The following is a 22,079-nucleotide window of genomic DNA, read 5'->3' as shown; positions in this document are numbered from 1 at the left end:
CATGACGAAAGACAGCAGCGGCGACGTCCGTCTCACCGGCATCGGAAAGACGTACGACAACGGCTTCACCGCCGTACAGCCGATGGACCTGACCGTGCCGCAGGGCTCCTTCTTCGCCCTCCTCGGTGCCTCGGGCTGCGGCAAGACCACCACCCTGCGCATGATCGCGGGCCTTGAGGAGCCGACCACCGGCACCGTGCACCTCGGCGACCAGGACGTGACCCATCTGCCGCCGTACAAGCGCCCGGTGAACACGGTCTTCCAGTCCTACGCCCTCTTCCCGCACCTCGACATCTTCGAGAACGTCGCCTTCGGCCTGCGCCGGCGCGGCATCAAGAGCGTGAAGAAGCAGGTCGAGGACATGCTGGAGCTGGTCCAGCTCGGCGAGCAGGCGCGCAAGAAGCCGCACCAGCTCTCCGGCGGCCAGCAGCAGCGCGTCGCGGTGGCCCGCGCCCTCATCAACCACCCCAAGGTGCTCCTGCTCGACGAGCCGCTCGGCGCCCTCGACCTCAAGCTGCGCCGCCAGATGCAGCTGGAGCTCAAGCGGATCCAGACCGAGGTCGGCATCACCTTCGTCCACGTCACGCACGACCAGGAGGAGGCCATGACCATGGCCGACACGGTCGCCGTGATGAACGCGGGCCGCGTCGAGCAGCTCGGCTCGCCCGCCGACCTCTACGAGAACCCGAACACCACGTTCGTCGCCAACTTCCTCGGCACCTCGAACCTGATCGAGGCCGAGGTCGACACGAAGAACGGGGACGACATCGTCCTCAAGGCGGGCGGCGGGAAGCTGGTGCTGCCCGAGTCGCGATGTTCGGCGCCGACCGCGACCGGCGGCAAGGTGCTCGTCGGCATCCGGCCCGAGAAGATCTCCCTCACCCACGCCGACGACGCGGGCTCCATCCCCGAGGGCCGCAACCGCATCACCGGCAAGGTCGCCGACGCCAGCTTCATCGGCGTCTCCACGCAGTACGTCATCGACAGCGCGGTCTGCCCCGAGTTCGCGGTGTACGTGCAGAACGTCGAGCGCGACGGCCGGCTCGTCCCCGGCGCCGACGTCGTCCTGCACTGGAGCCCGGCCCACACCTTCGGTCTCGACGCCGCCCAGGACATCGACGCCGGCACCGAGGAGGAGGCCGCCTGATGGCCACGCTGACGGAAGCGCCGCCGCCCCTGGCGCCGGCCCCCGAGAAGAAGCCCCCGCGCAAGCGCGGCCGGTTCACCCCCTACTGGCTGCTGCTCCCCGGCATCCTGTGGCTGGTCATCTTCTTCGCCCTCCCGATGATCTACCAGGCGTCCACGTCGATCCAGACGGGTTCCCTGGAAGAGGGCTACAAGGTCACCTGGCACTTCGCGACCTACTGGGACGCGCTCAGCGAGTACTGGCCGCAGTTCCTGCGGTCCGTCTTCTACGCGGCGGCGGCCACGGTCCTGTGCCTGCTGCTCGGCTACCCGCTGGCGTACCTCATCGCCTTCCGCGCGGGACGCTGGCGGAACCTGATCATGATCCTGGTGATCGCGCCGTTCTTCACCAGCTTCCTGATCCGCACCCTGGCCTGGAAGACGATCCTCGCCGACAACGGCCCGGTCGTGCACGTGCTGAACTCGCTGCACATCCTGGACCTCACCGACTTCCTCGGCTGGACGGCCGGCGACCGCGTCCTCGCCACCCCGCTCGCGGTGGTGTGCGGTCTGACGTACAACTTCCTGCCGTTCATGATCCTGCCGCTCTACACCTCGCTGGAGCGCATCGACGGCCGGCTGCACGAGGCCGCCGGTGACCTGTACGCCAAGCCGTGGACGACGTTCCGCAAGGTCACCTTCCCGCTGTCGATGCCGGGCGTGGTCTCCGGCACGCTGCTGACCTTCATCCCGGCGGCCGGTGACTACGTCAACGCCGAACTCCTCGGCTCGACCGACACCCGCATGATCGGAAACGTGATCCAGACGCAGTTCCTGCGGATTCTCGACTATCCGACGGCGGCCGCGCTGTCCTTCATCCTCATGGCCGCGATCCTCGCCATGGTCACCATCTACATCCGCCGGTCCGGGACGGAGGATCTGGTCTAAATGCCCTTCGTCAACTGGCTCAAGAAGCATCTGGTCGTCATCGCGGGACTGGTGACCCTCGGATATCTCCTGCTGCCGAACGTCATCGTCACGGTGTTCTCCTTCAACAAACCGAAGGGGCGCTTCAACTACGAATGGCAGCAGTTCTCGCTGGACGCCTGGAAGCAGCCGTGCGGGGTCGCCGACATGTGCGGCTCGCTCTCCATCAGCCTCCGGATCGCCGCCCTGGCCACGATCGGCGCCACGCTCCTCGGCACGATGATCGCCTTCGCCCTGGTCCGCTACCGGTTCCGCGCCCGCGGCGCCGTGAACTCGCTGATCTTCCTGCCGATGGCGATGCCCGAGGTCGTCATGGCCGCCTCGCTGCTCACCCTGTTCCTCAACATGGGCGCCCAGCTGGGCTTCTACACCATCCTGATCGCCCACATCATGTTCTGCCTCAGCTTCGTCGTCACCGCCGTCAAGGCGCGCGTGATGTCGATGGACCCGCGCCTGGAGGAGGCGGCCCGCGACCTCTACGCCGGACCGGTGCAGACGTTCGTCAGGGTCACCCTCCCCATCGCGGCCCCCGGAATCGCGGCGGGCGCGCTGCTCTCCTTCGCGCTCTCCTTCGACGATTTCATCATCACCAATTTCAACGCGGGCTCCACCGTCACCTTCCCCATGTTCGTCTGGGGTTCGGCACAGCGCGGCACGCCCGTCCAGATCAACGTCATCGGCACGGCCATGTTCCTGGTCGCCGTACTGCTCGTGCTGGTATCGATGCTCGTCAACAACCGCCGCAACAGGCAAAAGGCATAGCCCTTAATTGACTCTGTAGGGAGTTGGAAATCATGGCCCCAAGCGCCATGAGCCGTCAGGCAGATTGGACCAAGTCACTCTCCGAAGCACAGCCGGTCCCGTACTGGCTCGAAGACCCCGGCAAGCCCCACCCCGAGCCCGCGCTCACCGGCGCCGACACCTGCGACCTGCTGGTCGTCGGCGGCGGGTACAGCGGACTGTGGACCGCGCTCAACGCCAAGGAGCGCGACCCCGGGCGCGATGTGGTCCTGCTGGAAGGCCACGAGGTGGGCTGGGCCGCCTCGGGCCGCAACGGCGGCTTCTGCGCCGCCTCCCTCACCCACGGGCTGCCCAACGGGCTGGCCCGCTGGCCCGAGGAGATCCACCAGCTCCAGGAGCTGGGCCGGCGCAACCTCGACGGGTTCGAGGCCGCCGTCGCCCGGCACGGCATCGACTGCGAGTTCGAGCGGACCGGCGAGATCGACGTCGCCACCGAGACCTACCAGGCCTGGGAACTGCGCGACTGGCACAAGGAGCTGGAGCAGAAGGGCCTCGCGGACGACATCGAGTTCCTCGACGCCGACGCGGTGCGCGCCCAGGTCGCCTCGCCCACCTTCGAGGCGGGCCTCTGGGACCGCCGGGGCGTGGCCATGCTCCACCCGGCCAAGCTCGCCTGGGGCCTCAAGCAGGCCTGCCTCGCGCTGGGCGTCCGCGTGTACGAGCACACCCCCGCCCTCGACCTGAAGGCGTACGGCGCCGGCATGGCCGTACGCACCCCGTACGGCTCGGTCCGCGCCCGGCGGGTCGCGCTCGGCACCAACATCTTCCCGAACCTGCTCAAGCGGGTCCGCGCCTACACCGTCCCGGTCTACGACTACGCCCTGATGACCGAACCGCTCACCGCCGAGCAGCTCGGCGCGATCGGCTGGAAGAACCGGCAGGGCCTCGGGGACTCCGCCAACCAGTTCCACTACTTCCGGCTCTCCGCCGACAACCGCGTCCTGTGGGGCGGCTACGACGCGATCCACCACTACGGCGGCCGGGTGCGCCGCGAGTACGACGACCGTCCGGAGACCTACGCCAAGCTCGCCGGGCACTTCTTCACCTGCTTCCCGCAGCTGGAGGGCGTCCGCTTCACCCACGCCTGGGGCGGCGCGATCGACACCTGCTCCCGTTTCTCGGCGTTCTTCGGCACGGCCCACCAGGGGCGGGTGGCGTACGCGGCCGGGTACACGGGGCTGGGCGTGGGAGCCACCCGGTTCGGCGCCGACGTGATGCTGGACCTGCTGGCGGGGGAGGAGACCGAGCGCACCCGCCTTGAGATGGTCCGCAAGAAGCCGCTGCCGTTCCCGCCCGAGCCGTTCGCCTGGACCGGTATCGCCCTCACCAAGTGGTCCCTGGCCCGGGCCGACGCGCACGGCGGGCGCCGGAACCTGTGGCTTCGGGCGATGGACCGGATGGGGCTGGGCTTCGACAGCTGACCCCTTCGGGGTGTGATCCGGGTCACTCGAATTGGGTGCCGGAACCCGCGTAATGCCGATGGAAGACCTCCCTCTCTCCCCGTGACGCGAAGCCCGCGTCCACGTGTGAGATGGGGAGGTCCTCTGATGACTGGGGCGAAGACGGCGGTCGAATGGCTGGCATCCGTCGCACCGGATCCCGAGTCCTGCCGCTGGGAATGGGAGCGCAACCCACTAGGGGTCGCGCTTCTGCCCGCCGGCCGGGCCTGGGACGTACTGATCCTGCCGGGCGGGCTCGGCTATCCCACCCTCGACGTGCTCACCCGCGTCCTCGACCAGCCAGGGCCCGTCCTGGCCGACTTCGGGGACAACCGGGTGGGCTTTTTCGTGCCGCCCGGAACGGCCGCGCGGTGGCTCGGTACGGGGATCCGTACGGCGGGGGCCGGGACGTGGATCGTCGTGCCGTATCCGGGGCGGGCGACACAGGGGGTGCGGTGGTTGGTGGCGCCGGACGGGTCGGGGACGTTGACGGATCCGGCGTTGCTGGAGCTGGCCATGCATGAGGCGGCGGCGGGGTTGGCTGACGACTAGACGCCGTTCGCGGCAGGGATGTCGGTCGGCCGCGGCGTCGTCGTGGCTGGTCGCGCAGTTCCCCGCGCCCCTGACGGGGCGCTGCCGCAGGTATTGACAAGTGAATTGGTCTGGACCAAGTTGAGTGCGTTTCCGTCCTCCAAATCCCCCATGTTCGGAGGTACTTGTGGTGCGCGCGAGACCTGTCCTCACCTTTCTCACGGCCGTGCTGTTGGCCGTGCCCGGTATCACCGCGCTCTCGTCGGCCGCCCGTGCGGCCGACGCGGACCTCGCTGTCAACGGTGGCTTCGAGTCCGGGCTGTCCGGCTGGAGTTGTACGGCGGGCAGCGGTACGACGGTCAACTCACCGGTGCACGGCGGAGGTTCCGCGCTGCAGGCGACCCCGGCCGGCAGCGACAACGCCCAGTGCGCGCAGACGGTGACCGTGCAGCCGGGCGCGCAGTACACCCTGTCCGGATACGTCCGCGGCTCCTACGTCTACCTGGGCGCGAGCGGCACCGGCACCACCGACGTCTCCACCTGGACCCAGTCCGCCCCCGACTGGCAGAAGCTGACGACCACCTTCACCACCGGCGCCTCGACCACCAAGGTCACCATCTACACCCACGGCTGGTACGGCACCGGCGCCTACTACGCCGACGACGTGTCCCTGGTCGGGCCGGGGGCCTCCGCGGGCCAGCCGCCCGCCGCGCCGACCGGACTGAAGACCGGCACGATCACGTCCTCCAGTGTCGCCCTGTCGTGGAGCGCGGTCACGGGCGCGACGAGCTACGCGGTCTACCGGGACGGCGCGAAGGTCCAGACGGCGACCGGGGCCTCGGCCACCGTGACCGGCCTGTCCGCCTCGACCGCCTACAGCTTCCAGGTCACCGCCGTGAACGGTGCCGGCGAGTCCGCGAAGTCGGCCGCGGTGACGGCGACCACGACCGCCGGTTCCTCCGGCGGCTCGGGCGACCTGCCGACGCACGCCCTGGTCGGCTATCTGCACGCCTCCTTCGCCAACGGCTCCGGCTACACCCGGGTCGCCGACGTCCCCGACAGCTGGGACGTCATCGACCTGGCCTTCGGCGAGCCGACCTCGGCCACCTCGGGGGACATCCGGTTCAACCGCTGCTCGGTGACGGAGTGCCCGAACGTCGAGAGCGACGCCGACTTCAAGACGGCGATCAAGGCCAAGCAGGCGGCCGGCAAGAAGGTGCTGATATCGATCGGCGGCGCCAACGGCCAGGTCCAGCTGACCACGACCGCGGCCCGGGACACCTTCGTCTCCTCCGTCTCGAACATCATCGACACCTACGGCCTGGACGGCCTGGACATCGACTTCGAGGGCCACTCGCTCTCCCTGGACGCGAGCGACACGGACTTCAGGAACCCGACCACCCCGGTGGTGGTGAACCTGATCTCGGCACTGAAGACCCTGAAGGCGAAGTACGGGGCGAAGTTCGTGCTGTCCATGGCCCCGGAGACCTTCTTCGTGCAGATGGGCTACCAGTACTACGGCACCGGCAAGTGGGGCGGCCAGGACCCGCGCTGCGGGGCGTACCTCCCGGTCATCCACGCCCTGCGGGACGACCTGACCCTGCTGCACGTCCAGGACTACAACTCGGGCCCGATCATGGGCCTCGACAACCAGTACCACTCCATGGGCGGCGCCGACTTCCACATCGCCATGACCGACATGCTGCTCACCGGCTTCCCGGTCGCGGGCGACGCGAACAACGTCTTCCCGCCGCTGCGCCCCGACCAGATCGCGATCGGCATGCCGGCGTCGGTCAACGCGGGCAACGGCTACGTGGCCCCGTCCGAGGTCACCAAGACCCTGGACTGCCTGACGAAGAAGACGAACTGCGGGTCGTACGCCACGCACGGCACCTGGCCCGCGCTGCGCGGCCTGATGACCTGGTCGGTCAACTGGGACCGGTACTCGAACTGGGAGTTCCAGAAGAACTTCGACGCCTACTTCGGCTGAGGAAGAGGGCGAGGACGGTCAGCAGGACGCTGCCCAGGCACCAGCTGGCCACCACGTCCAGCGGCCAGTGCCAGCCCCGGCGGACCAGGCCGAAGGAGACGCCGAGGACCAGGGCCGCGCAGATCCCGACGGCGGTGCGGCGGGCCCTCGCGGAGCCGAGCCACGGCAGGAGGATCAGGGTGGCGGAGCCGTACGCGATCGCCGCGGTCGCCGTGTGGCCGGAGGGGAAGTAGCCGACCGCCGGGGGCACCACAGGGGTCCCCGGCCGGGCGGTCCAGTCCTTCAGCGGCACGATGATCGCGGGGACCAGGGCCATCAGCACGGCGGCGGCCGTCGGCGGCAGCCACCAGCGGTCTGTACCAATGGCACGGCCGCGGCGGGCGACGTAGACGATGACGATCACCAGGACCGGGACGGCGACCTGCACGTTGCCGAGATCGGAGAGGCCCGAGGAGAACTTGTCCGGGTGGACGAGTGCGCTGCTCAGGCGGCTGTCCAGGCGCAGCAGGGGGCCATGGGCCACGACCTGCCAGGTGATCAGCGCGAAGAGGAGGGCCGGAAGGGCCAGGAGTCCCACGAGCAGAAAGGGAAGGAAGGAGGTCGGCCGCCCCGGAACAGGGGGGGTAGTTCCGAGGCGGCCGTCCGGATCGGAACGCCGCGCGCCCCGGGGGGTTTGGGGCGAGCGACCGTCCGATCGGTGAGGAGATCCGGAGCCAAAGGCGCCGGTTGTGTGCGCGAGGGCACGACCAGGTCGAAGCTGGGGAGGCCCCGGCCTGAAATCGCCCACAGTCCCCTGTGGACGGGGTGTATCTCTCATCTGGATAGAACCTACGGCAGGGCGCGGTGCGAAGACAGGCGGAATCGCGTCCCGTCATGCACCTCGCACACCTTCTTCACACGGCCTGACGGGGGCCGCCCCGGCCCCTCGCATCACGCCAGGTGAGGGGGGTGGGGCGGCTGTGGCACAGGGGTTCGACAGCCTGGGGGCGGGCTGCGGGGACCCTGTGGCTCAGATGCGGGCGAAGGCCTGCTCGATGATGTCGAGGCCCTCGTTGAGGAGGTCCTCGCCGATCACGAGCGGGGGCAGGAACCGCAGCACGTTGCCGTAGGTGCCACAGGTCAGGACCAGCAGGCCCTCCTGGTGACAGGCCTTGGCGAGGGCGGCGGTCGCCTCCGGGTTCGGCTCCTTGGTCGTACGGTCCTTGACCAGCTCGATCGCGATCATCGCGCCACGGCCGCGGACGTCGCCGATCACGTCGAACTTCTCGGCCATGGCGGTGAGCCGCGGCTTCATGATCGCCTCGATGGCCTTCGCCTTCGCGTTGAGGTCGAGCTCCTTCATCGTCTCGATGGCCCCGAGCGCACCGGCACAGGCGACCGGGTTGCCGCCGTACGTACCACCGAGGCCGCCGGCGTGCGCGGCGTCCATGATCTCGGCGCGGCCGGTGACGGCGGCGAGCGGCAGGCCGCCCGCGATGCCCTTGGCGGTGGTGATCAGGTCCGGGACGATCCCCTCGTCCTCGCACGCGAACCACTGGCCCGTACGGCAGAACCCGGACTGGATCTCGTCCGCGACGAAGACGATGCCGTTGTCCTCGGCGAACTGGCTGATCGCCGGCAGGAAGCCCTTCGCCGGCTCGATGAAGCCGCCCTCGCCGAGCACCGGCTCGATGATGATCGCGGCGACGTTGTCGGCGCCGACCTGCTTGCTGATCTGGTCGATGGCCTGCTTGGCGGCCTCGGGACCGGCGTTCTCCGCACCGGTCGGCCAGCGGTAGCCGTACGCCACCGGCACCCGGTAGACCTCGGGCGCGAACGGACCGAAGCCGTGCTTGTACGGCATGTTCTTGGCGGTGAGCGCCATCGTCAGGTTGGTCCGGCCGTGGTAACCGTGGTCGAAGACGACCACGGCCTGCCGCTTGGTGTACGCACGCGCGATCTTGACGGCGTTCTCGACGGCCTCGGCACCGGAGTTGAACAGGGCGCTCTTCTTCTCGTGGTCGCCCGGGGTCAGCTCGGCGAGCGCCTCGGCGACCTCGACGTACCCCTCGTACGGCGTGACCATGAAACAGGTGTGGGTGAAGTCGGCCAGCTGGGCGCTCGCGCGCCGTACGACGGCCTCGGCGGAGGCGCCCACGCTGGTCACGGCGATACCGGAACCGAAGTCGATGAGACGGTTGCCGTCGACGTCCTCGATGATGCCGCCGCCCGCGCGGGCGGTGAACACCGGCAGCACGGAACCGACGCCCTGCGCGACCGCGGCGAGGCGGCGGGCCTGCAGCTCCTGCGACTTGGGGCCGGGGATGGCGGTGACGACGCGGCGCTCCTGCGGAAGTGCGGTCATGGGGGCTCCCTGATGAGTGGTGCGAGCCGTTGCGTACCGGACGGTCCCGTCCGGCGGCTCCGGTGGTGCGTTTTCGGACGCTTTCCTTCTTTCTTCGCAGGCTAGGGCCGGGTATGAGAGGTGGGCATGCTCCATGTGGGCGTTGTCGGAGGGTGACGTTGTCCGTGGTGGACATAGTGCGGGTGGCCGCGCCGGGAGGTTCCTCGGCCGCGTAAGCGGTGAACTCCCCTTGTGAGGGCGTTAGATTGGCCGCTGACGGTGGACGGAACGGCTGGTCAGGGAGCGAGAGCGATGGACAGCGACGGGACGCGGGACACGCGGGGTACGCATGCGAATCCTGTACCGCGTCCGGCGGGGCCGCAGGACGGGGGCGGGATGCCGGCCGAGGCCAAGCCCGCGGTACCGCCGCGACCGACGGCACCCCCCACGATGCCCCCGCTCCCGGACGGCTCGGCCTTCCTGGGCTGGCTGCGCACACCGAGGCCCGAGACGGTGCCCGGGGTGTGGCGGTTCGGGTACAAGCCCCGGCCGGAGCAGGAGCCGGACCAGGTCCCGGCCCGGCAGCTGCTGAGCGGCGCGCTCATCGCGTTCCTGGTCGGCTGGCTGGTCTGGTCGCTGCTGCAGAACGGCTATCTGGGGGCGTGGTGGTGGGTCCCCTTCGACCTGATCGTCCCCCACTCCTGGCGAGGCGGGGACAGCTCGCTCGGCGAGGTCGGCGTACTCATGCTGTACCGGGGCTACCAGATCCTCGTAGCCCTCCTCATCGCGGCCGTCGTGGGCAAGCTCGGCCGCTGGGGCGAGGTCTGGCGCCGCTACGGTCCGCCCGCCTGGAACCGGGCCGCGCCCACCCCGGAACGGCCCCCCGCCCCCGAGCAGGACCCCGCCGAGTTCCTCTACCTCCGTCAGGCGGGGGCGGGCGATGCCGCCGACCGGCTTGCCGGGGACGCGCGGACCGGCCTGATGCGCGACGTCGACCACGCTCGGATCGCCCGGGCCTGGCAGGGGGTGCGGAGCGGCCGGCACAGTATGGCGACGTTCACCGCGGCCGTGGTCAAGGACGGTGCCGCCGCCTGTCTGCACCCCTCCGGCGAGCGCGACCTGCCCGCGCGGCACGCGCAGCACGACATGGTCACCGGCCAGGTCCGGCTCGGCACGACGGCCGACGACCCCCGCAACCCGTACCAGTACCGCGGCACCGGCCTCGCCCTCGGCCCCGACCTGCTCGGCACCTCCCTGCTCGCCGTCGGCCCGGCCGGCTCCGGCAAGACCGGCAGCCTGGTCCGCCCGCTCGCCGAGTCGCTGTGCCTGCACGCGCTCGCCGGACGCGCCTCCGTGGTCGTCGTCGGCGCGGCCGGCGCCGGGCTGGGACCCGCCGACGCCTACGACGTCGTCGTCCGCATCGCCCACCCCGAGTCCGTCTACGACCTCGACCTGTACGGCGGCACCACCGACCCCGACGAGGCCGCCGCCATACTCGCCGAGGCCCTCGCCGGCGACCTCGCCGACCCGCACCCCGGCAGCGACAGCCGCCGCTCCACCACCGTCCTCGCCCAGCTGATCGGACCGTTCAAGGCGGTCCACGGCCGTTTCCCGTCCGTCCCCGAACTCCGCCGGCTCCTGGACGGCGCCCCCGGCCCGCTCGCCGCGCTCCGCAAGGCGCTGACGGACACCGGCCACGAGTCGCTGCTGCGCGAACTCGACGCGCGGGAACGCCAGATGGGACACCCCGGGGACGTCGGCGCGGTCCTGGCCGACCGCATCGCGCTCCTCGACCGCCCCGCCTTCGCCGGGTTCTTCGACACCTCCGGCTCGTCCCGCCCCTTCTCTCTCAAGGCCCTCGACCACCCGGTCCGGGTCCGCATCGACCTGCCCGAGCGCGGTCACGCGGACGCCTCCCGCATCCTGGCCCGCCTGGTGCTCGCCCAGTTCACGGCGAGCGTCACGGTCCGGGACGACCGCTCGCTCTTCGCCTGTCTGCTCCTGGACGACGCCACGGGCGTGGTGACGCCGGAGGCGGTCCGCGGCATCCAGCGGCTGCGCTCGGCCAACGCGGGCGTGGCGCTCACCCTGCGCACCCTGGACGACGTACCGCGTCCGCTGCGCAGCCCCCTGCTCGGCGCCGCCGGCTGCCGGATGGCCTTCTCCGGCCTCACCCCCTGGGACGGCCAGGACTTCGCCGAGGTCTGGGGCAAGGAGTGGATCGAGGCCCGGGACGTCACCGACCGCCAGATCATCGCGGAGACCCCGGCCGGCAAGGCGCTGCACGTCGTGCGCCGGGTCATCACCGGCAAGGCGGCCACCGCGCGGGCGGTCACCGTCCGGCAGGTGGAGCGGGAACGCTGGTCGGCCTCCGAACTGGCCCACGGGGTGCCGCCGGGCCACGCGGTCCTCTCCCTGACGACCGTCAAGGGCGAGCACGCGCCGCCGCTGCTGGTGGATCTGAGGGGCGGCGGCCGGGTCTGAACAGGGGCGCACACGCGACCGTACAGTGAGGCAGAATCGAGAGAGGCCGTTCATACGCGACGGCCAAAGGCCATGACTCTCCCGCCGCCCTGCCCCGCTGTCCCAGTCCCAGCCCCTGTCCCTGACCCAGTCCCTGTTCACGACCGAAGAGAAGATCTGACGGCCCGATGCCACCGACGCTCGCCTCGCTCGTCCACCATTCCGCGCTCAAGCTGACCGTGCGCGCGGGCGAGGACCGCCTCGACGTGCCCGTGCGCTGGGCCCATGTCAGCGAACTCGCCGACCCGGTGCCGTACATGGAGGGCGGGGAACTGCTCCTGATCACCGCGCTGAAGCTGGACGCGGAGGATCCGGAGGCCATGCGGCGCTATGTGAAACGCCTGGTCGGGGCGGGTGTGGTGGGCCTCGGCTTCGCCGTCGGGGTCAACTACGAGGAGATCCCCGGGGCCCTGGTCGAGGCGGCGGAGCAGGAGGGCCTGCCGCTGCTGGAGGTACCGCGCCGCACCCCCTTCCTCGCCATCAGCAAGGCGGTCTCGGCGGCGATCGCGGCCGACCAGTACCGGGCGGTGACCGCGGGCTTCGCCGCCCAGCGCGAGCTGACCCGGCAGGCGCTGAACGCCGGCCCGGAGGGCGTGCTGGCCGCCCTCGCGGCCCAGGTGGACGGCTGGGCCGCGCTGTACGACGCGTCCGGCGCCGTCGTCGCCACGGCACCGGAGTGGGCCGGCCGCAGGGCGGCCCGGCTGACGGCCGAGGTGGAACGCCTCCGGGAGCGCCCGGCACCGGCCTCCTCGGTGGTCGGCGGCCCGGACAACGAGGACCGGGTGGAACTGCACTCGCTCGGCACGGGCCGCCGCCCCAGGGCGGCCCTGGCGGTGGGTACGGCGTCGGCGCTGGGCACGGCCGAGCGCTACGCTGTCCACTCCGCGATCGCGCTGCTCACCCTCACGACGGAACGCTCCCGCTCACTGCGCGCGGCCGAGCAGCGGGTCGGCGCGGCGGTGCTGCGGATGCTGCTCGCCGGGCAGCCGGACCATGCCCGGGGCGTCGCCGGGGACCTGTACGGCGGGCTGCTCGACGCACCGTTCCGGATGATCGTCGCGGACGCGGGCGCCGAGCTGCTGGCCGGCCTCACGGAGGCGGTGGAGTCGGCGGCGGCGCGCGCCGGGGAGGCGCTGCTGGTGGTGCCGGAGGGGGAGCGGCTGGTGGTGCTGGCCGCGGACGCGGGCGCGGCGGTGGGCGCCTGCGTGGAGTACGCGGCGGCCCGGGAAGCGGCCCGCGCGGTGCCGGAGCAGGGCGGCGCCGCCGAGGAGGACGACCTGGTCGTGGGCATGTCCGCGCCGTCCGGTCCGATCGCGGCCGCCGCGGCCTACAAGCAGGCCGAGCAGGCGCTGTCGGTGGCGCGGCGGCGGGGGCGGGTCCTGGTGGAGCACGAGCAGCTGGCGTCGGGGTCGGTGCTGCCGCTGCTGGCCGACGACGCCGTGAAGGCGTTCGCGGACGGTCTGCTGCGGGCGCTGCACGAGCACGACGCGACCGGCCGGGGCGACCTGGTGGCCTCCCTGCGGGCCTGGCTGTCCCGGCACGGCCAGTGGGACGCGGCCGCCGCGGACCTGGGCGTCCACCGCCACACGCTCCGCTACCGGATGCGACGGGTCGAGGAGATCCTGGGCCGGTCGCTGGACGACCCGGACGTGCGGATGGAGCTGTGGCTGGCGTTGAAGGCGACGTCGGGGGAGTGAGCGGGGGCGGCAGGTCGTGTGCCGGCTGCGGGTCGTGGGGGGCTGGTCGCGCAGTTCCCCGCGCCCCTTGGGCCTGACCGCACCAATCCGGCACAGCCCCCGCCCCGACCACTACACCCCGGACAAACGCACCTCCGCCCGCGCCGACCTACGGTGGAGTCGAAAGCCACGCACACACCCCTCTACGCGGAAGGGCCGGGACTCGCACATGACCTCCACCCACGCCTTCTGGCTCGCCGGCCGTCAGGTCACCGGCGAGGACACCTTCGACGTCACCAGCCCGTGGGACGGGCGCCTCGTCGGCAAGGTCGGCGTGCCCTCCGACGCCCAGGTCGAGGAGGCGGTCGCCGCCGCGTACGCCGTACGGGACGAGTTCGCCGCCACCCCGGCCCACGTACGCGCCGCCGCCCTCGACCACGTCAGCCGCCGGCTCGCCGAGCGCACCGAGGAGATAGCCCAGCTGATCTCCGCCGAGAACGGCAAGCCGATCAAGTGGGCGCGCGGCGAGGTCGGCCGTGCCGTCTCCGTCTTCCGGTTCGCCGCCGAGGAGGCCCGCCGCTTCAACAGCGGCGAGGCCCAGCGCCTGGACACCGACCTCGGCGGCCAGGGCCGGCTCGCGCTGACCCGCCGCTTCCCGAAGGGCGTCGTCCTCGGCATCGCGCCCTTCAACTTCCCGCTCAACCTCTGCGCCCACAAGATCGCCCCGGCGATCGCGGCCGGCGCGCCGATCATCCTCAAGCCGGCCCCGGCCACCCCGCTCTCCGGCCTGATCATCGGTGACCTGCTCGCCGAGACCACCGGTCTCCCGGCCGGCTCCTGGTCGATCCTCCCGGTCGCCAACGACAAGATGGCCGCCCTCGTCCAGGACGAGCGCCTCCCGGTCATCTCGTTCACCGGTTCCGAGAAGGTCGGCTACTCGATCATGGACTCGGTGCCGCGCAAGCACTGCACCCTGGAACTCGGCGGCAACGGCGCCGCGGTCGTCCTGGCCGACTACGCCTCCGACGCCGACCTGGACTGGGCCGCCACCCGCATCGCGACCTTCTCCAACTACCAGGGCGGCCAGTCCTGCATCTCCGTGCAGCGGGTCATCGCCGACGCGTCCGTCTACGACCGTCTCCTCCCGCGCATCGTCGCCGCCGTCGAGGCCCAGGTCACCGGCGACCCGGCGGACGCCAAGACCGACGTCGGCCCGCTGGTCAGCGAGGCGGCCGCGGAGCGCGTCGAGGCGTGGGTGAAGGAGGCCGTCGAGGACGGCGCCACCCTGCTCACGGGCGGCGACCGCGACGGCGCCACCTACGCGCCTACCGTCCTCACCGACGTCCCGGCCGACACCACCGTCTCCTGCGAGGAGATCTTCGGACCCGTCCTCACCGTGCAGAAGGTGTACGGCGAGGCGGAGGCCTTCGCCGCCGTCAACGACTCCAAGTACGGCCTCCAGGCGGGCGTCTTCACCCACGACCTGCAGACCGCCTTCCGCGCCCACCGCGCGCTGGAGGTCGGCGGCGTGATCGTCGGCGACGTCCCCTCCTACCGCGCCGACCAGATGCCGTACGGCGGCGTCAAGCAGTCCGGCGTCGGCCGCGAGGGCGTCCGGTTCGCGATGGACGACTACACCTACGAGCGCGTCCTGGTCCTCACCGGCCTCGCCCTCTGACCTGCCACGGACGGCTCGGAGAGCGACAGAACGGCCGCAGCCCGCTGTGCGGGGGCTGCGGCCGTTCTCCGTGCCGACCGCTCCGGACCCTCAACCGGAGAAGCCGACGTGCGCGAGCCGCAGCGGGCCGCGCAGTGTGAGGTGGACGTCGTGGACGCCCTCGGCGACGAGGCCGGCGGTGAGTGAGATGTAGGTGTAGGGATCCGGCGTCGGCCCGGGGAGGGTCAGCAGGGCCAGTGGCGGGCCGCCGTCCAGGGTGAGTTCCAGCGTGCCCGCGCCCGACACCCGTGCGGTCACCTCCGTCGCGCCCCGGCCGAAGTCGCAGTTGCGGTAGACGAGTTCGCCGGGGCCCTCGCCCTCGGGGGTGACCGCGTCGCCCTCGGACTTCGTGCGGTCCACGATCGCGATGCCCGACTGCTCGTCGAAGCCGACCGCGTCCAGGCCGCGTTCGGCGACCGGGCGCGGTGCCGCCCGCTCGCCGTCCAGGACCAGCGTCGTCCGCAGGCGGACGTCCTCGCTGGACGCGCCGACCAGCACGTCGTACGGACCCTGTTCCAGGCGCCATCCGTCACGCGCCACCTCCCAGAACGCGAAGGCGGAGAGCGGGACCTCGAAGTCCGTGCCGGCCCGTTCGCCGGGGGCCAGGGTGAGGCGGCGGTGGGCGAGGAGTTCGCGGCGCGGGCGGGTCGACGACGGCTCCACGGCCCGGGTGTAGAGCTGGACCACCTCGTCCGCCGTGACATCGCCGGTGTTGGTGACCGTGCAGGTCACGCGGAGGGTCCCGGCCGTCACCTCGGTCGTCAGGTCCGCGTAGGAGAAGGACGCGTAGGACAGCCCGTGGCCGAACGGGAAGAGCGGGGTGCCCTCGAAGTAGAGGTAGGTCTGGCGGGCGCCCAGGACGTCGTAGTCGAGGAGGCCGGGCAGGTCGGCGTCGGCGGCGTACCAGGTCTGCGGGAGGCGGCCCGCGGGGGAGACGTCACCGGCGAGGACACGGGCGAGGGCGGTGCCGGCGGCCTGCCCGCCGTGGGCCGTCCAGAGCACGGCCGGGAGGCGGGCCACGTCCACCGCGTAGGGGTAGGCGGACGTCAGCGCCAGCACGGTCCGCGGGTTCGCGGCGCGGGCGGCGCGCAGCAGCCGCTCCTGGTGCGGGGGCAGGGCCAGGGTCGTACGGTCCTCGGTCTCGCGGCCGTTGATGTGCGGGTCGTTGCCCGCGACCACCAGGACCGCGTCGGCCGCGGCGGCCACCCTGGCGACGGCGTCCGCACCCCGTTCGACGATGATCAGTTCGAAGAGGGAAGCGTTTTCGGCGGCAACCCGCACCCCGTCGGCGGCGACAGAGACATGGCGACCCGAGCCGAGATGCCGGAGGAGGTGACCGTTGTCGTGGGGTTCCAGGCGGAACGTCTCCTGGACGACCCAGCCGCCGGGCTGGTCCGCGGCGGCGCGGACGAAGCCGTCGTCGGCGACCGAGAGGTAGCGGCCGTCCGGCGCGCGCAGCGTCAGCACCCCCTCGCCCCAGTCGACGAGGGCGAACTCGGTGCCGGTGGCGTCGGCGGTGAGCGGCGGCAGGTCCGTGCGGCCCGCGAGCAGCGCCGGGTCCAGGGCGCCCGCCGCGCCGCGCACCTCGTCGGCCGCCTCGGTGGCCGGCGGTACGTGCAGGAAGGTGCCGTCCGCGAGCCTCAGCCGGACCCGGTCCACCCCCTCCGCGAACTCCACGCGCTCCGCGCCGAACCGCTCGTACAGGCCCTCCAGCGGGGTCGAGCGGTGGATCAACGTGCCGCTGTACCAGTCGAGTTTGCACTCGTCGGCGAGCAGGCCGACCACCGCGAGCCGGGTGTCGGAGGCGAGGGGGAGCAGGGAGTCGTCGTTCTTGAGCAGGACGACCGCCTGCTCAGCCGCCTCCTGGGCGAGGGCCCGGTGTGCCGGGGTGTCGAACTCCGCGGTGCCCGGATGCGGGTCGTCGTGCGGGTCGAACTCGCCGAGGCGGAACCGGACCGAGAGCTGGCGGCGGACCGCCGTGTCGATGTCCGCCTCGGTCAGCAGGCCCTGCTCCAGGGCTCCCTGAAGCCGCGCGGTGATCTGCGAGCCGTCCGTGCCGTGGTCCGTGAAACTGTCCACGCCGGCGAGCAGGGCGGCCGCCGTGGCCTCCTCGTGGGTGTCGAAGTAGTGCTCGTGGTCGACCAGGTTGGAGGGCGCGCCGGCGTCCGAGCAGACCAGCAGGTCCTCGTCGGTCCAGGTGCGCAGGTGCTCGCGCAGGTACGGGGAGACGTGGTTGGGGCGGCCGTTGACCAGGTTGTAGGCGGGCATCACCCCGGCCACCGCGCCCGCCTCCACGGTCTCCCTGAAGGCGCGCAGGTCGTACTCGTGCAGCACGCGCGGGCGGACCGAGGAGGAGGAAGTGGCGCGGTCCGTCTCGTTGTTGTGGGCCAGCCAGTGCTTGAGGACGGGGGCCGTGCGCCAGTACACCGGGTGGTCGCCGCGCAGGCCGCGGGTGTAGGCGGTGGCGATGGCGGAGGTCAGCCTCGGGTCCTCCGAGTAGCCCTCCTCGTTACGGCCCCAGAGGGGGTGGCGCAGCAGGTTGACCGTGGGGGCCCAGACGTTGAGGCCGACGCGGTCGTCGCGGGCGCGCATCGCCCGGACCTCCTTGGACACGGCCTCGCCGACCCGGCGCACCAGCTCGGTGTTCCAGGTCGCGCCCAGTCCCACCGCCTGCGGGAACACCGTCGCCGGGCCCATCCAGGCCACCCCGTGCAGGGCCTCCTGGCCGGTGCGGAAGGCGGCGATGCCGAGACGGTCCACGGCGGGCGCGAACTGGTGCAGGAAGGAGACCTTCTCGTCCAGGGTGAGCCGCGTCAGCAGGTCGTCGATGCGCTTCGCGAACGGCAGGTGCGGATCGCGGAAAGGCGGCGTAGTCGGCGTTTTTGCGGTCACGTGCGGTTCCCCTTGCGATGGAGCGGCGAGGCTCTTTCGAAGCGCTTCGATGCTCATTCGACGCAGGGGTGGGTGTCAAGAGACGCACATCGATATTTCAAGCAGCGCATACGAAGAGGTCACCCGCGTCGGCTTGGAGGAATCTTGGAAGCGACCCTTGTGCACCCCCGGGTGTTCACTTAACCTCGCAGCAACATCGAAGCGCTTCGACTAGCCGGTCCGCCCCAGCGCCACACGGCCGGGGACGCACCACAGGGGTCGTAGGTCGGAGGATCGCTTCAGCTCAGCCAGTTCCACTCGAGACACCGCAGCCGACGGCCACCGCCGGGTGTCCTGGTGCGCCATGAAGGGTTGACGCAATGACGCCGAACGCCGCTTCTGCCCCCTCCGGGCCGAGCCGGAGAACTTTCCTCGCCTCCACTGCAGTCGCCACCGCGGCGGTGGCGGGCGGGATGCCGCTGCTCGCCGCCTGCGGGGCGTCGGACACCGGGTCGGGCGGGGGCTCCTCCTCGGGCAAGGACGCGAAGAAGCTGCTGCCGTCGTACGTCGCCAACAACGTGGTGACGCCGGACATCCCGTCGAAGAACGGCTCCTCGATCGGCTTCACCGGCAAGCTCGACCTGGCCACCCTGAAGACCTCGGTCCCCAAGAAGCTCGGCAAGGGCGGCAAGGTCACCATCATGGCCCCGTTCTGGGGCTCCCCGCCGAAGCAGGACAACGCCTACTACAAGGCGATGAACAGCATGATCGGCGTCGACGTCGAGTGGCAGAACCAGGACGGCAACACCTACGACCAGAAGCTGGGCGCGGTCCTCGCCTCCAGCGAGGTGCCGGACGTGGTGGTCGTCCCGAACTGGAACATGGGCGGCAAGATACCCACCGCCATCATCAGCAAGTTCGCCGACCTCGGGCCCTACCTGTCCGGTGACAAGGTCAAGGACTACCCGAACCTCGCCGCCATCCCCACCGACGCCTGGCGCCGCTGCATCTTCGGCGGCAAGCTGCGCGGCCTGCCGATGCCGGCCTCGTACGTGACCAACATCGTGCCCTTCTACCGCAAGGACATCTTCGACAAGAAGGGCTACGAGGTTCCGCGCTCGGCGGACGAGTTCCTCGCCCTGGCCAAGGAGATCACCAACGCCAAGGCCAAGCGCTGGGCCTGCATGGACATGAAGTGGACCGCCTGGCAGATGTTCAGCGTGCTCTCCGGCAGCGAGAAGCCGCTCGGCTGGAACCTCGTCGACGGCAAGCTGGTCAACCGCATCGAGACCCAGGAATACCTCGAAGCGCTGGAGTGGACCCGCAAGCTCTTCGCCGCCGGGGTCGTCCACCCCGACTCCATGCTGGGCAAGAACGCCCCTGACGCGGGCCCCAAGTTCGCGGCCGGCGAGTTCCTGATCTACCCCAACGACATCAGCCAGTGGTGGAGCCGCACCGCCGAACAGGCCACCCAGAACCCGGACTACAAGATCTGGGGCATGGACGTCTACGCCCACGACGGCGGCAACCCGCAGGTCTGGGCCGAACAGCCCGCCGGCATCTTCGCCTTCATCAACAAGAAGGCCTCGGAGTCCGTGATCCACGACGTGCTGGCCGTCGCCAACACCACCGCCGCGCCGTACGGCACCAAGGAGTACATGGCCACCAACTACGGCGTCGAGGGCACCCACTACACCGTCAAGAACGGTGTGCCCACCAAGACCACTCAGGGCAACAACGAGGTCATCAACGCCTATGTCATGGTCGCCAGCCCCGCCTCCACCATCGCCCACCCCGACTTCCCCGAGGTCGCCAAGGCCCAGGTCGAGTGGCAGCAGCGGATGGGCTCCTTCACCAAGAAGTCCAGCTTCTTCGGCCAGATGATCACCGAACCGTCCCGCTACACCAACCTCATGAACGACTTCGAGCAGCTCGAGGACGACATCACGCGCGGCCGCAAGAAGATCAGCGACATGCAGCAGGCCGTCTCCGACTGGAAGAGCAAGGGCGGCGACAGGCTGCGCGACTGGTACCAGAAGCTGCTCGACGACAACGGTTCGTCCGCGAGCTGACCAGGCACCGAGGCAAGGAGAACGGCCGTGTCCCACAGCACGGTGCCTCGCAGCAGGGCCGAGGCAGACGACAGAGCGGGGAGGACTCCGGTGGCGTCCGACGGCACCACCGGAACCCGGAAGAAGGAGAAGGCCGGGAAACTGAGCCTGCGTCTCAGATTCAGACGCGACCGCGTACTGATCCTGATGACCCTGCCGGCGATCCTGCTGCTCCTGGTCTTCAACTACCTGCCGATCCTCGGCAACATCGTCGCCTTCCAGGACTACGACCCCTACGTCAGCGACAACGGGATCGTCTCCATGCTGCACAGCGCCTGGGTGGGCCTGGAGAACTTCCAGCAGATCTTCGCCGACTCGGCGTTCTGGAACGCGGTGAAGAACACCCTGGTGCTGTTCTTCCTGCAGCTCGTGCTGTTCTTCCCGATCCCGATCGCGCTCGCCCTGCTCATCAACAGCGTGGTCCGGCCCCGGGTACGGGCGCTCGCCCAGGCGGTCCTGTACCTCCCGCACTTCTTCTCCTGGGTGCTGGTCATCTCCGTCTTCCAGCAGATCTTCGGCGGTGCCGGTCTGCTGTCGCAGCTGCTGCGGCAGCACGGCTACGACGGTCTCGACATCATGTCCGACCCGTCGACCTTCAAGTTCCTGGTCACGGCGGAGGGTGTCTGGAAGGACGCCGGCTGGGGGATCATCGTCTTCCTGGCGGCGCTGGCGTCCGTCAGCCCGGACCTCTACGAGGCGGCGGCGATGGACGGGGCGGGCCGCTGGCGCCGCATGTGGCATGTCACATTGCCCGCCCTGCGGCCGGTGATCGCCCTGCTGCTGGTGCTGCGGGTGGGGGACGCGCTGACGGTCGGTTTCGAACAGATCCTGTTGCAGCGCGATGCCGTCGGCCCCGGGGCCGCGGAGGTCCTCGACACCTTCGTCTGGTGGAACGGCGTCCGCAACCAGGACTTCGGCTACGCGGCCGCCGCCGGCCTGATCAAGGGCGTGGTCAGCCTCGGCCTGGTCCTCGCCGCGAACAAGGTGGCCCATCTCATGGGCGAGCAGGGGGTGTACAAGAAATGACCGCCGTCATCGACAAGCCGCCCGTACGGGAACCGTCCCGGTGGGCCGCGCCGCCCCGGCCGGTGTGGGAGGAGGAGCCCAGCAGGGCCGGAGCGGCCGGCAAGGGACTCGTCCTCGTCCTCGCCTGCCTGGGCGTTCTCTTCCCGCTGTGGATCATCGTCGTCACCAGCCTCTCGTCGCGGAAGACCATCGACCAGGCCGGCGGGTTGGTGATGGTGCCCAAGGGCATCACCTTCGTCGCCTACCAGGAGCTGCTGAGCGGCGGCCAGGTCACCCGGGCCACGGTCATCAGCGTCCTCATCACCCTCGTCGGCACGGTGTTCTCGATGGCGGTGTCGGTCCTGTGCGCCTACGGCCTCTCGCGCATCGGCTCGCTCGGCCACCGCTGGTTCCTGATGCTGCTGCTCGCGACGATGTTCTTCAGCGCGGGCCTGATCCCGACGTACCTGCTGGTCCAGTCCCTGGGCCTGACCGACAGCTACCTCGCCCTGATCCTGCCGAGCGCGGTCAGCGTCTTCAACATCCTCGTCCTGCGCGGCTTCTTCATGGGCATCTCGCAGGAACTCATCGACAGCGCGCGCATCGACGGCGCCGGCGACTTCCGGATCCTGTGGCAGATCGTCATGCCGCTGTCCCGGGCGGTGCTGGCCGTGATCACCCTGTTCTACGCGGTCGGGTACTGGAGCGCCTGGTTCAACGCGTCCCTCTACCTCAACGACCAGGACAAGATGCCGCTGCAGAACGTCATGATCCAGCTGGTCCAGAAGCAGCAGGCCCCGGTGGGGCTGGGCCAGGCGATCAAGACGGGGGAGCTGTCGGGGCTGGCGGTGCAGATGGCGGTGATGGTGATGGCGCTGCTGCCGGTGGCGGTCCTCTCGCCCTTCGTCCAGAAGCACTTCAAGAAGGGGATGCTGACCGGGGCGGTCAAGGGGTAGCCGACTGGCGCCTTCTGAGGGGGG

The 22,079-nt window shown here is 70.7% G+C and carries 15 protein-coding genes; 12 read left to right on the top strand and 3 right to left on the bottom strand.

What is annotated here, in order from left to right; all coding sequences use genetic code 11:
* Position 1 precedes the first annotated feature (1 nt).
* The 6 genes from ACGFZS_RS30455 to ACGFZS_RS30430 all read left to right on the top strand — a co-directional run bounded on the left by ACGFZS_RS30455 (position 2) and on the right by ACGFZS_RS30430 (position 6,873).
* On the top strand, positions 2–1,147 hold the full coding sequence (locus ACGFZS_RS30455) for an ABC transporter ATP-binding protein (protein WP_393797775.1): 1,146 nt from the start codon (positions 2–4) through the stop codon (positions 1,145–1,147).
* Positions 1,147–2,073, top strand: a complete 927-nt coding sequence (locus ACGFZS_RS30450; protein ID WP_393797774.1) for an ABC transporter permease — start codon at positions 1,147–1,149, stop codon at positions 2,071–2,073. The genes ACGFZS_RS30455 and ACGFZS_RS30450 overlap by 1 nt, the downstream gene beginning before the upstream one ends.
* Positions 2,074–2,874: an ABC transporter permease gene (locus ACGFZS_RS30445; protein WP_393797773.1), complete on the top strand. Its 801-nt coding sequence runs from the start codon at positions 2,074–2,076 to the stop codon at positions 2,872–2,874.
* A gap of 32 nt (positions 2,875–2,906) precedes the next feature.
* Entirely contained in the window at positions 2,907–4,334 is a 1,428-nt protein-coding gene (locus tag ACGFZS_RS30440) for an NAD(P)/FAD-dependent oxidoreductase (protein WP_393797772.1), read from the top strand.
* Positions 4,335–4,460: 126 nt separating this feature from the next.
* Positions 4,461–4,904: a hypothetical protein gene (locus ACGFZS_RS30435; protein WP_359216057.1), complete on the top strand. Its 444-nt coding sequence runs from the start codon at positions 4,461–4,463 to the stop codon at positions 4,902–4,904.
* 166 nt (positions 4,905–5,070) lie between these two features.
* Positions 5,071–6,873, top strand: coding sequence for a chitinase (locus tag ACGFZS_RS30430; protein WP_393797771.1), 1,803 nt, complete (start codon positions 5,071–5,073; stop codon positions 6,871–6,873).
* Here ACGFZS_RS30430 and ACGFZS_RS30425 read toward each other — a convergent pair.
* Both ACGFZS_RS30425 and gabT read right to left on the bottom strand, forming a co-directional pair.
* Entirely contained in the window at positions 6,812–7,690 is an 879-nt protein-coding gene (locus ACGFZS_RS30425) for a phosphatase PAP2 family protein (protein WP_393797770.1), read from the bottom strand. The genes ACGFZS_RS30430 and ACGFZS_RS30425 overlap by 62 nt on opposite strands.
* A gap of 192 nt (positions 7,691–7,882) precedes the next feature.
* A complete protein-coding gene (gabT, locus tag ACGFZS_RS30420) occupies positions 7,883–9,217 on the bottom strand; it encodes a 4-aminobutyrate--2-oxoglutarate transaminase (protein WP_365691289.1) in 1,335 nt (444 codons plus the stop codon).
* Positions 9,218–9,508: 291 nt separating this feature from the next.
* Here gabT and ACGFZS_RS30415 point away from each other — a divergent pair, with 291 nt between their 5' ends.
* The 3 genes from ACGFZS_RS30415 to ACGFZS_RS30405 all read left to right on the top strand — a co-directional run bounded on the left by ACGFZS_RS30415 (position 9,509) and on the right by ACGFZS_RS30405 (position 15,073).
* Entirely contained in the window at positions 9,509–11,680 is a 2,172-nt protein-coding gene (locus ACGFZS_RS30415; RefSeq protein ID WP_393797769.1) for an ATP-binding protein, read from the top strand.
* A 167-nt stretch (positions 11,681–11,847) separates the two neighbouring features.
* Entirely contained in the window at positions 11,848–13,416 is a 1,569-nt protein-coding gene (locus ACGFZS_RS30410; protein ID WP_393797768.1) for a PucR family transcriptional regulator, read from the top strand.
* Positions 13,417–13,624: 208 nt separating this feature from the next.
* Positions 13,625–15,073 carry an aldehyde dehydrogenase family protein gene (locus ACGFZS_RS30405; RefSeq protein WP_365691294.1) on the top strand — a complete coding sequence of 483 codons (1,449 nt, stop codon included), beginning with the start codon at positions 13,625–13,627 and terminating at the stop codon, positions 15,071–15,073.
* A 90-nt stretch (positions 15,074–15,163) separates the two neighbouring features.
* Here the strand turns inward: ACGFZS_RS30405 and ACGFZS_RS30400 are convergent, their stop codons facing one another.
* The gene (locus ACGFZS_RS30400; protein ID WP_393797767.1) at positions 15,164–18,004 is read right to left on the bottom strand and encodes a glycoside hydrolase family 3 C-terminal domain-containing protein; all 2,841 of its coding nucleotides are present in this window, start codon (positions 18,002–18,004) and stop codon (positions 15,164–15,166) included.
* A 359-nt stretch (positions 18,005–18,363) separates the two neighbouring features.
* On the opposite strand from ACGFZS_RS30400, the gene ACGFZS_RS30395 reads away from it, so the two are divergent.
* The 3 genes from ACGFZS_RS30395 to ACGFZS_RS30385 are packed head-to-tail and all read left to right on the top strand — an operon-like array spanning position 18,364 to position 22,055.
* Entirely contained in the window at positions 18,364–20,055 is a 1,692-nt protein-coding gene (locus ACGFZS_RS30395) for an extracellular solute-binding protein (RefSeq protein WP_365691297.1), read from the top strand.
* A gap of 27 nt (positions 20,056–20,082) precedes the next feature.
* Entirely contained in the window at positions 20,083–21,120 is a 1,038-nt protein-coding gene (locus tag ACGFZS_RS30390; RefSeq protein WP_359216078.1) for an ABC transporter permease subunit, read from the top strand.
* On the top strand, positions 21,117–22,055 hold the full coding sequence (locus tag ACGFZS_RS30385; protein WP_393797766.1) for a carbohydrate ABC transporter permease: 939 nt from the start codon (positions 21,117–21,119) through the stop codon (positions 22,053–22,055). The genes ACGFZS_RS30390 and ACGFZS_RS30385 overlap by 4 nt, the downstream gene beginning before the upstream one ends.
* The last annotated feature ends 24 nt before the right edge of the window (positions 22,056–22,079 follow it).

This window comes from Streptomyces sp. NPDC048288 (assembly GCF_043201555.1).
GTDB lineage: Bacteria > Actinomycetota > Actinomycetes > Streptomycetales > Streptomycetaceae > Streptomyces.
This window is presented reverse-complemented; position numbering and strand designations above follow the sequence as displayed.

Excerpts from the sequence above, each read along its gene's own strand:
- ACGFZS_RS30455 (WP_393797775.1), top strand. The coding sequence starts at position 2 with ATGACGAAAGACAGCAGCGGCGACGTCCGTCTCACCGGCATCGGAAAG.
- ACGFZS_RS30450 (WP_393797774.1), top strand. The coding sequence starts at position 1,147 with ATGGCCACGCTGACGGAAGCGCCGCCGCCCCTGGCGCCGGCCCCCGAG.
- ACGFZS_RS30445 (WP_393797773.1), top strand. The coding sequence starts at position 2,074 with ATGCCCTTCGTCAACTGGCTCAAGAAGCATCTGGTCGTCATCGCGGGA.
- ACGFZS_RS30440 (WP_393797772.1), top strand. The coding sequence starts at position 2,907 with ATGGCCCCAAGCGCCATGAGCCGTCAGGCAGATTGGACCAAGTCACTC.
- ACGFZS_RS30435 (WP_359216057.1), top strand. The coding sequence starts at position 4,461 with ATGACTGGGGCGAAGACGGCGGTCGAATGGCTGGCATCCGTCGCACCG.
- ACGFZS_RS30425 (WP_393797770.1), bottom strand. The coding sequence starts at position 7,690 with ATGAGAGATACACCCCGTCCACAGGGGACTGTGGGCGATTTCAGGCCG.
- gabT (WP_365691289.1), bottom strand. The coding sequence starts at position 9,217 with ATGACCGCACTTCCGCAGGAGCGCCGCGTCGTCACCGCCATCCCCGGC.
- ACGFZS_RS30415 (WP_393797769.1), top strand. The coding sequence starts at position 9,509 with ATGGACAGCGACGGGACGCGGGACACGCGGGGTACGCATGCGAATCCT.
- ACGFZS_RS30410 (WP_393797768.1), top strand. The coding sequence starts at position 11,848 with ATGCCACCGACGCTCGCCTCGCTCGTCCACCATTCCGCGCTCAAGCTG.
- ACGFZS_RS30405 (WP_365691294.1), top strand. The coding sequence starts at position 13,625 with ATGACCTCCACCCACGCCTTCTGGCTCGCCGGCCGTCAGGTCACCGGC.
- ACGFZS_RS30395 (WP_365691297.1), top strand. The coding sequence starts at position 18,364 with ATGACGCCGAACGCCGCTTCTGCCCCCTCCGGGCCGAGCCGGAGAACT.
- ACGFZS_RS30385 (WP_393797766.1), top strand. The coding sequence starts at position 21,117 with ATGACCGCCGTCATCGACAAGCCGCCCGTACGGGAACCGTCCCGGTGG.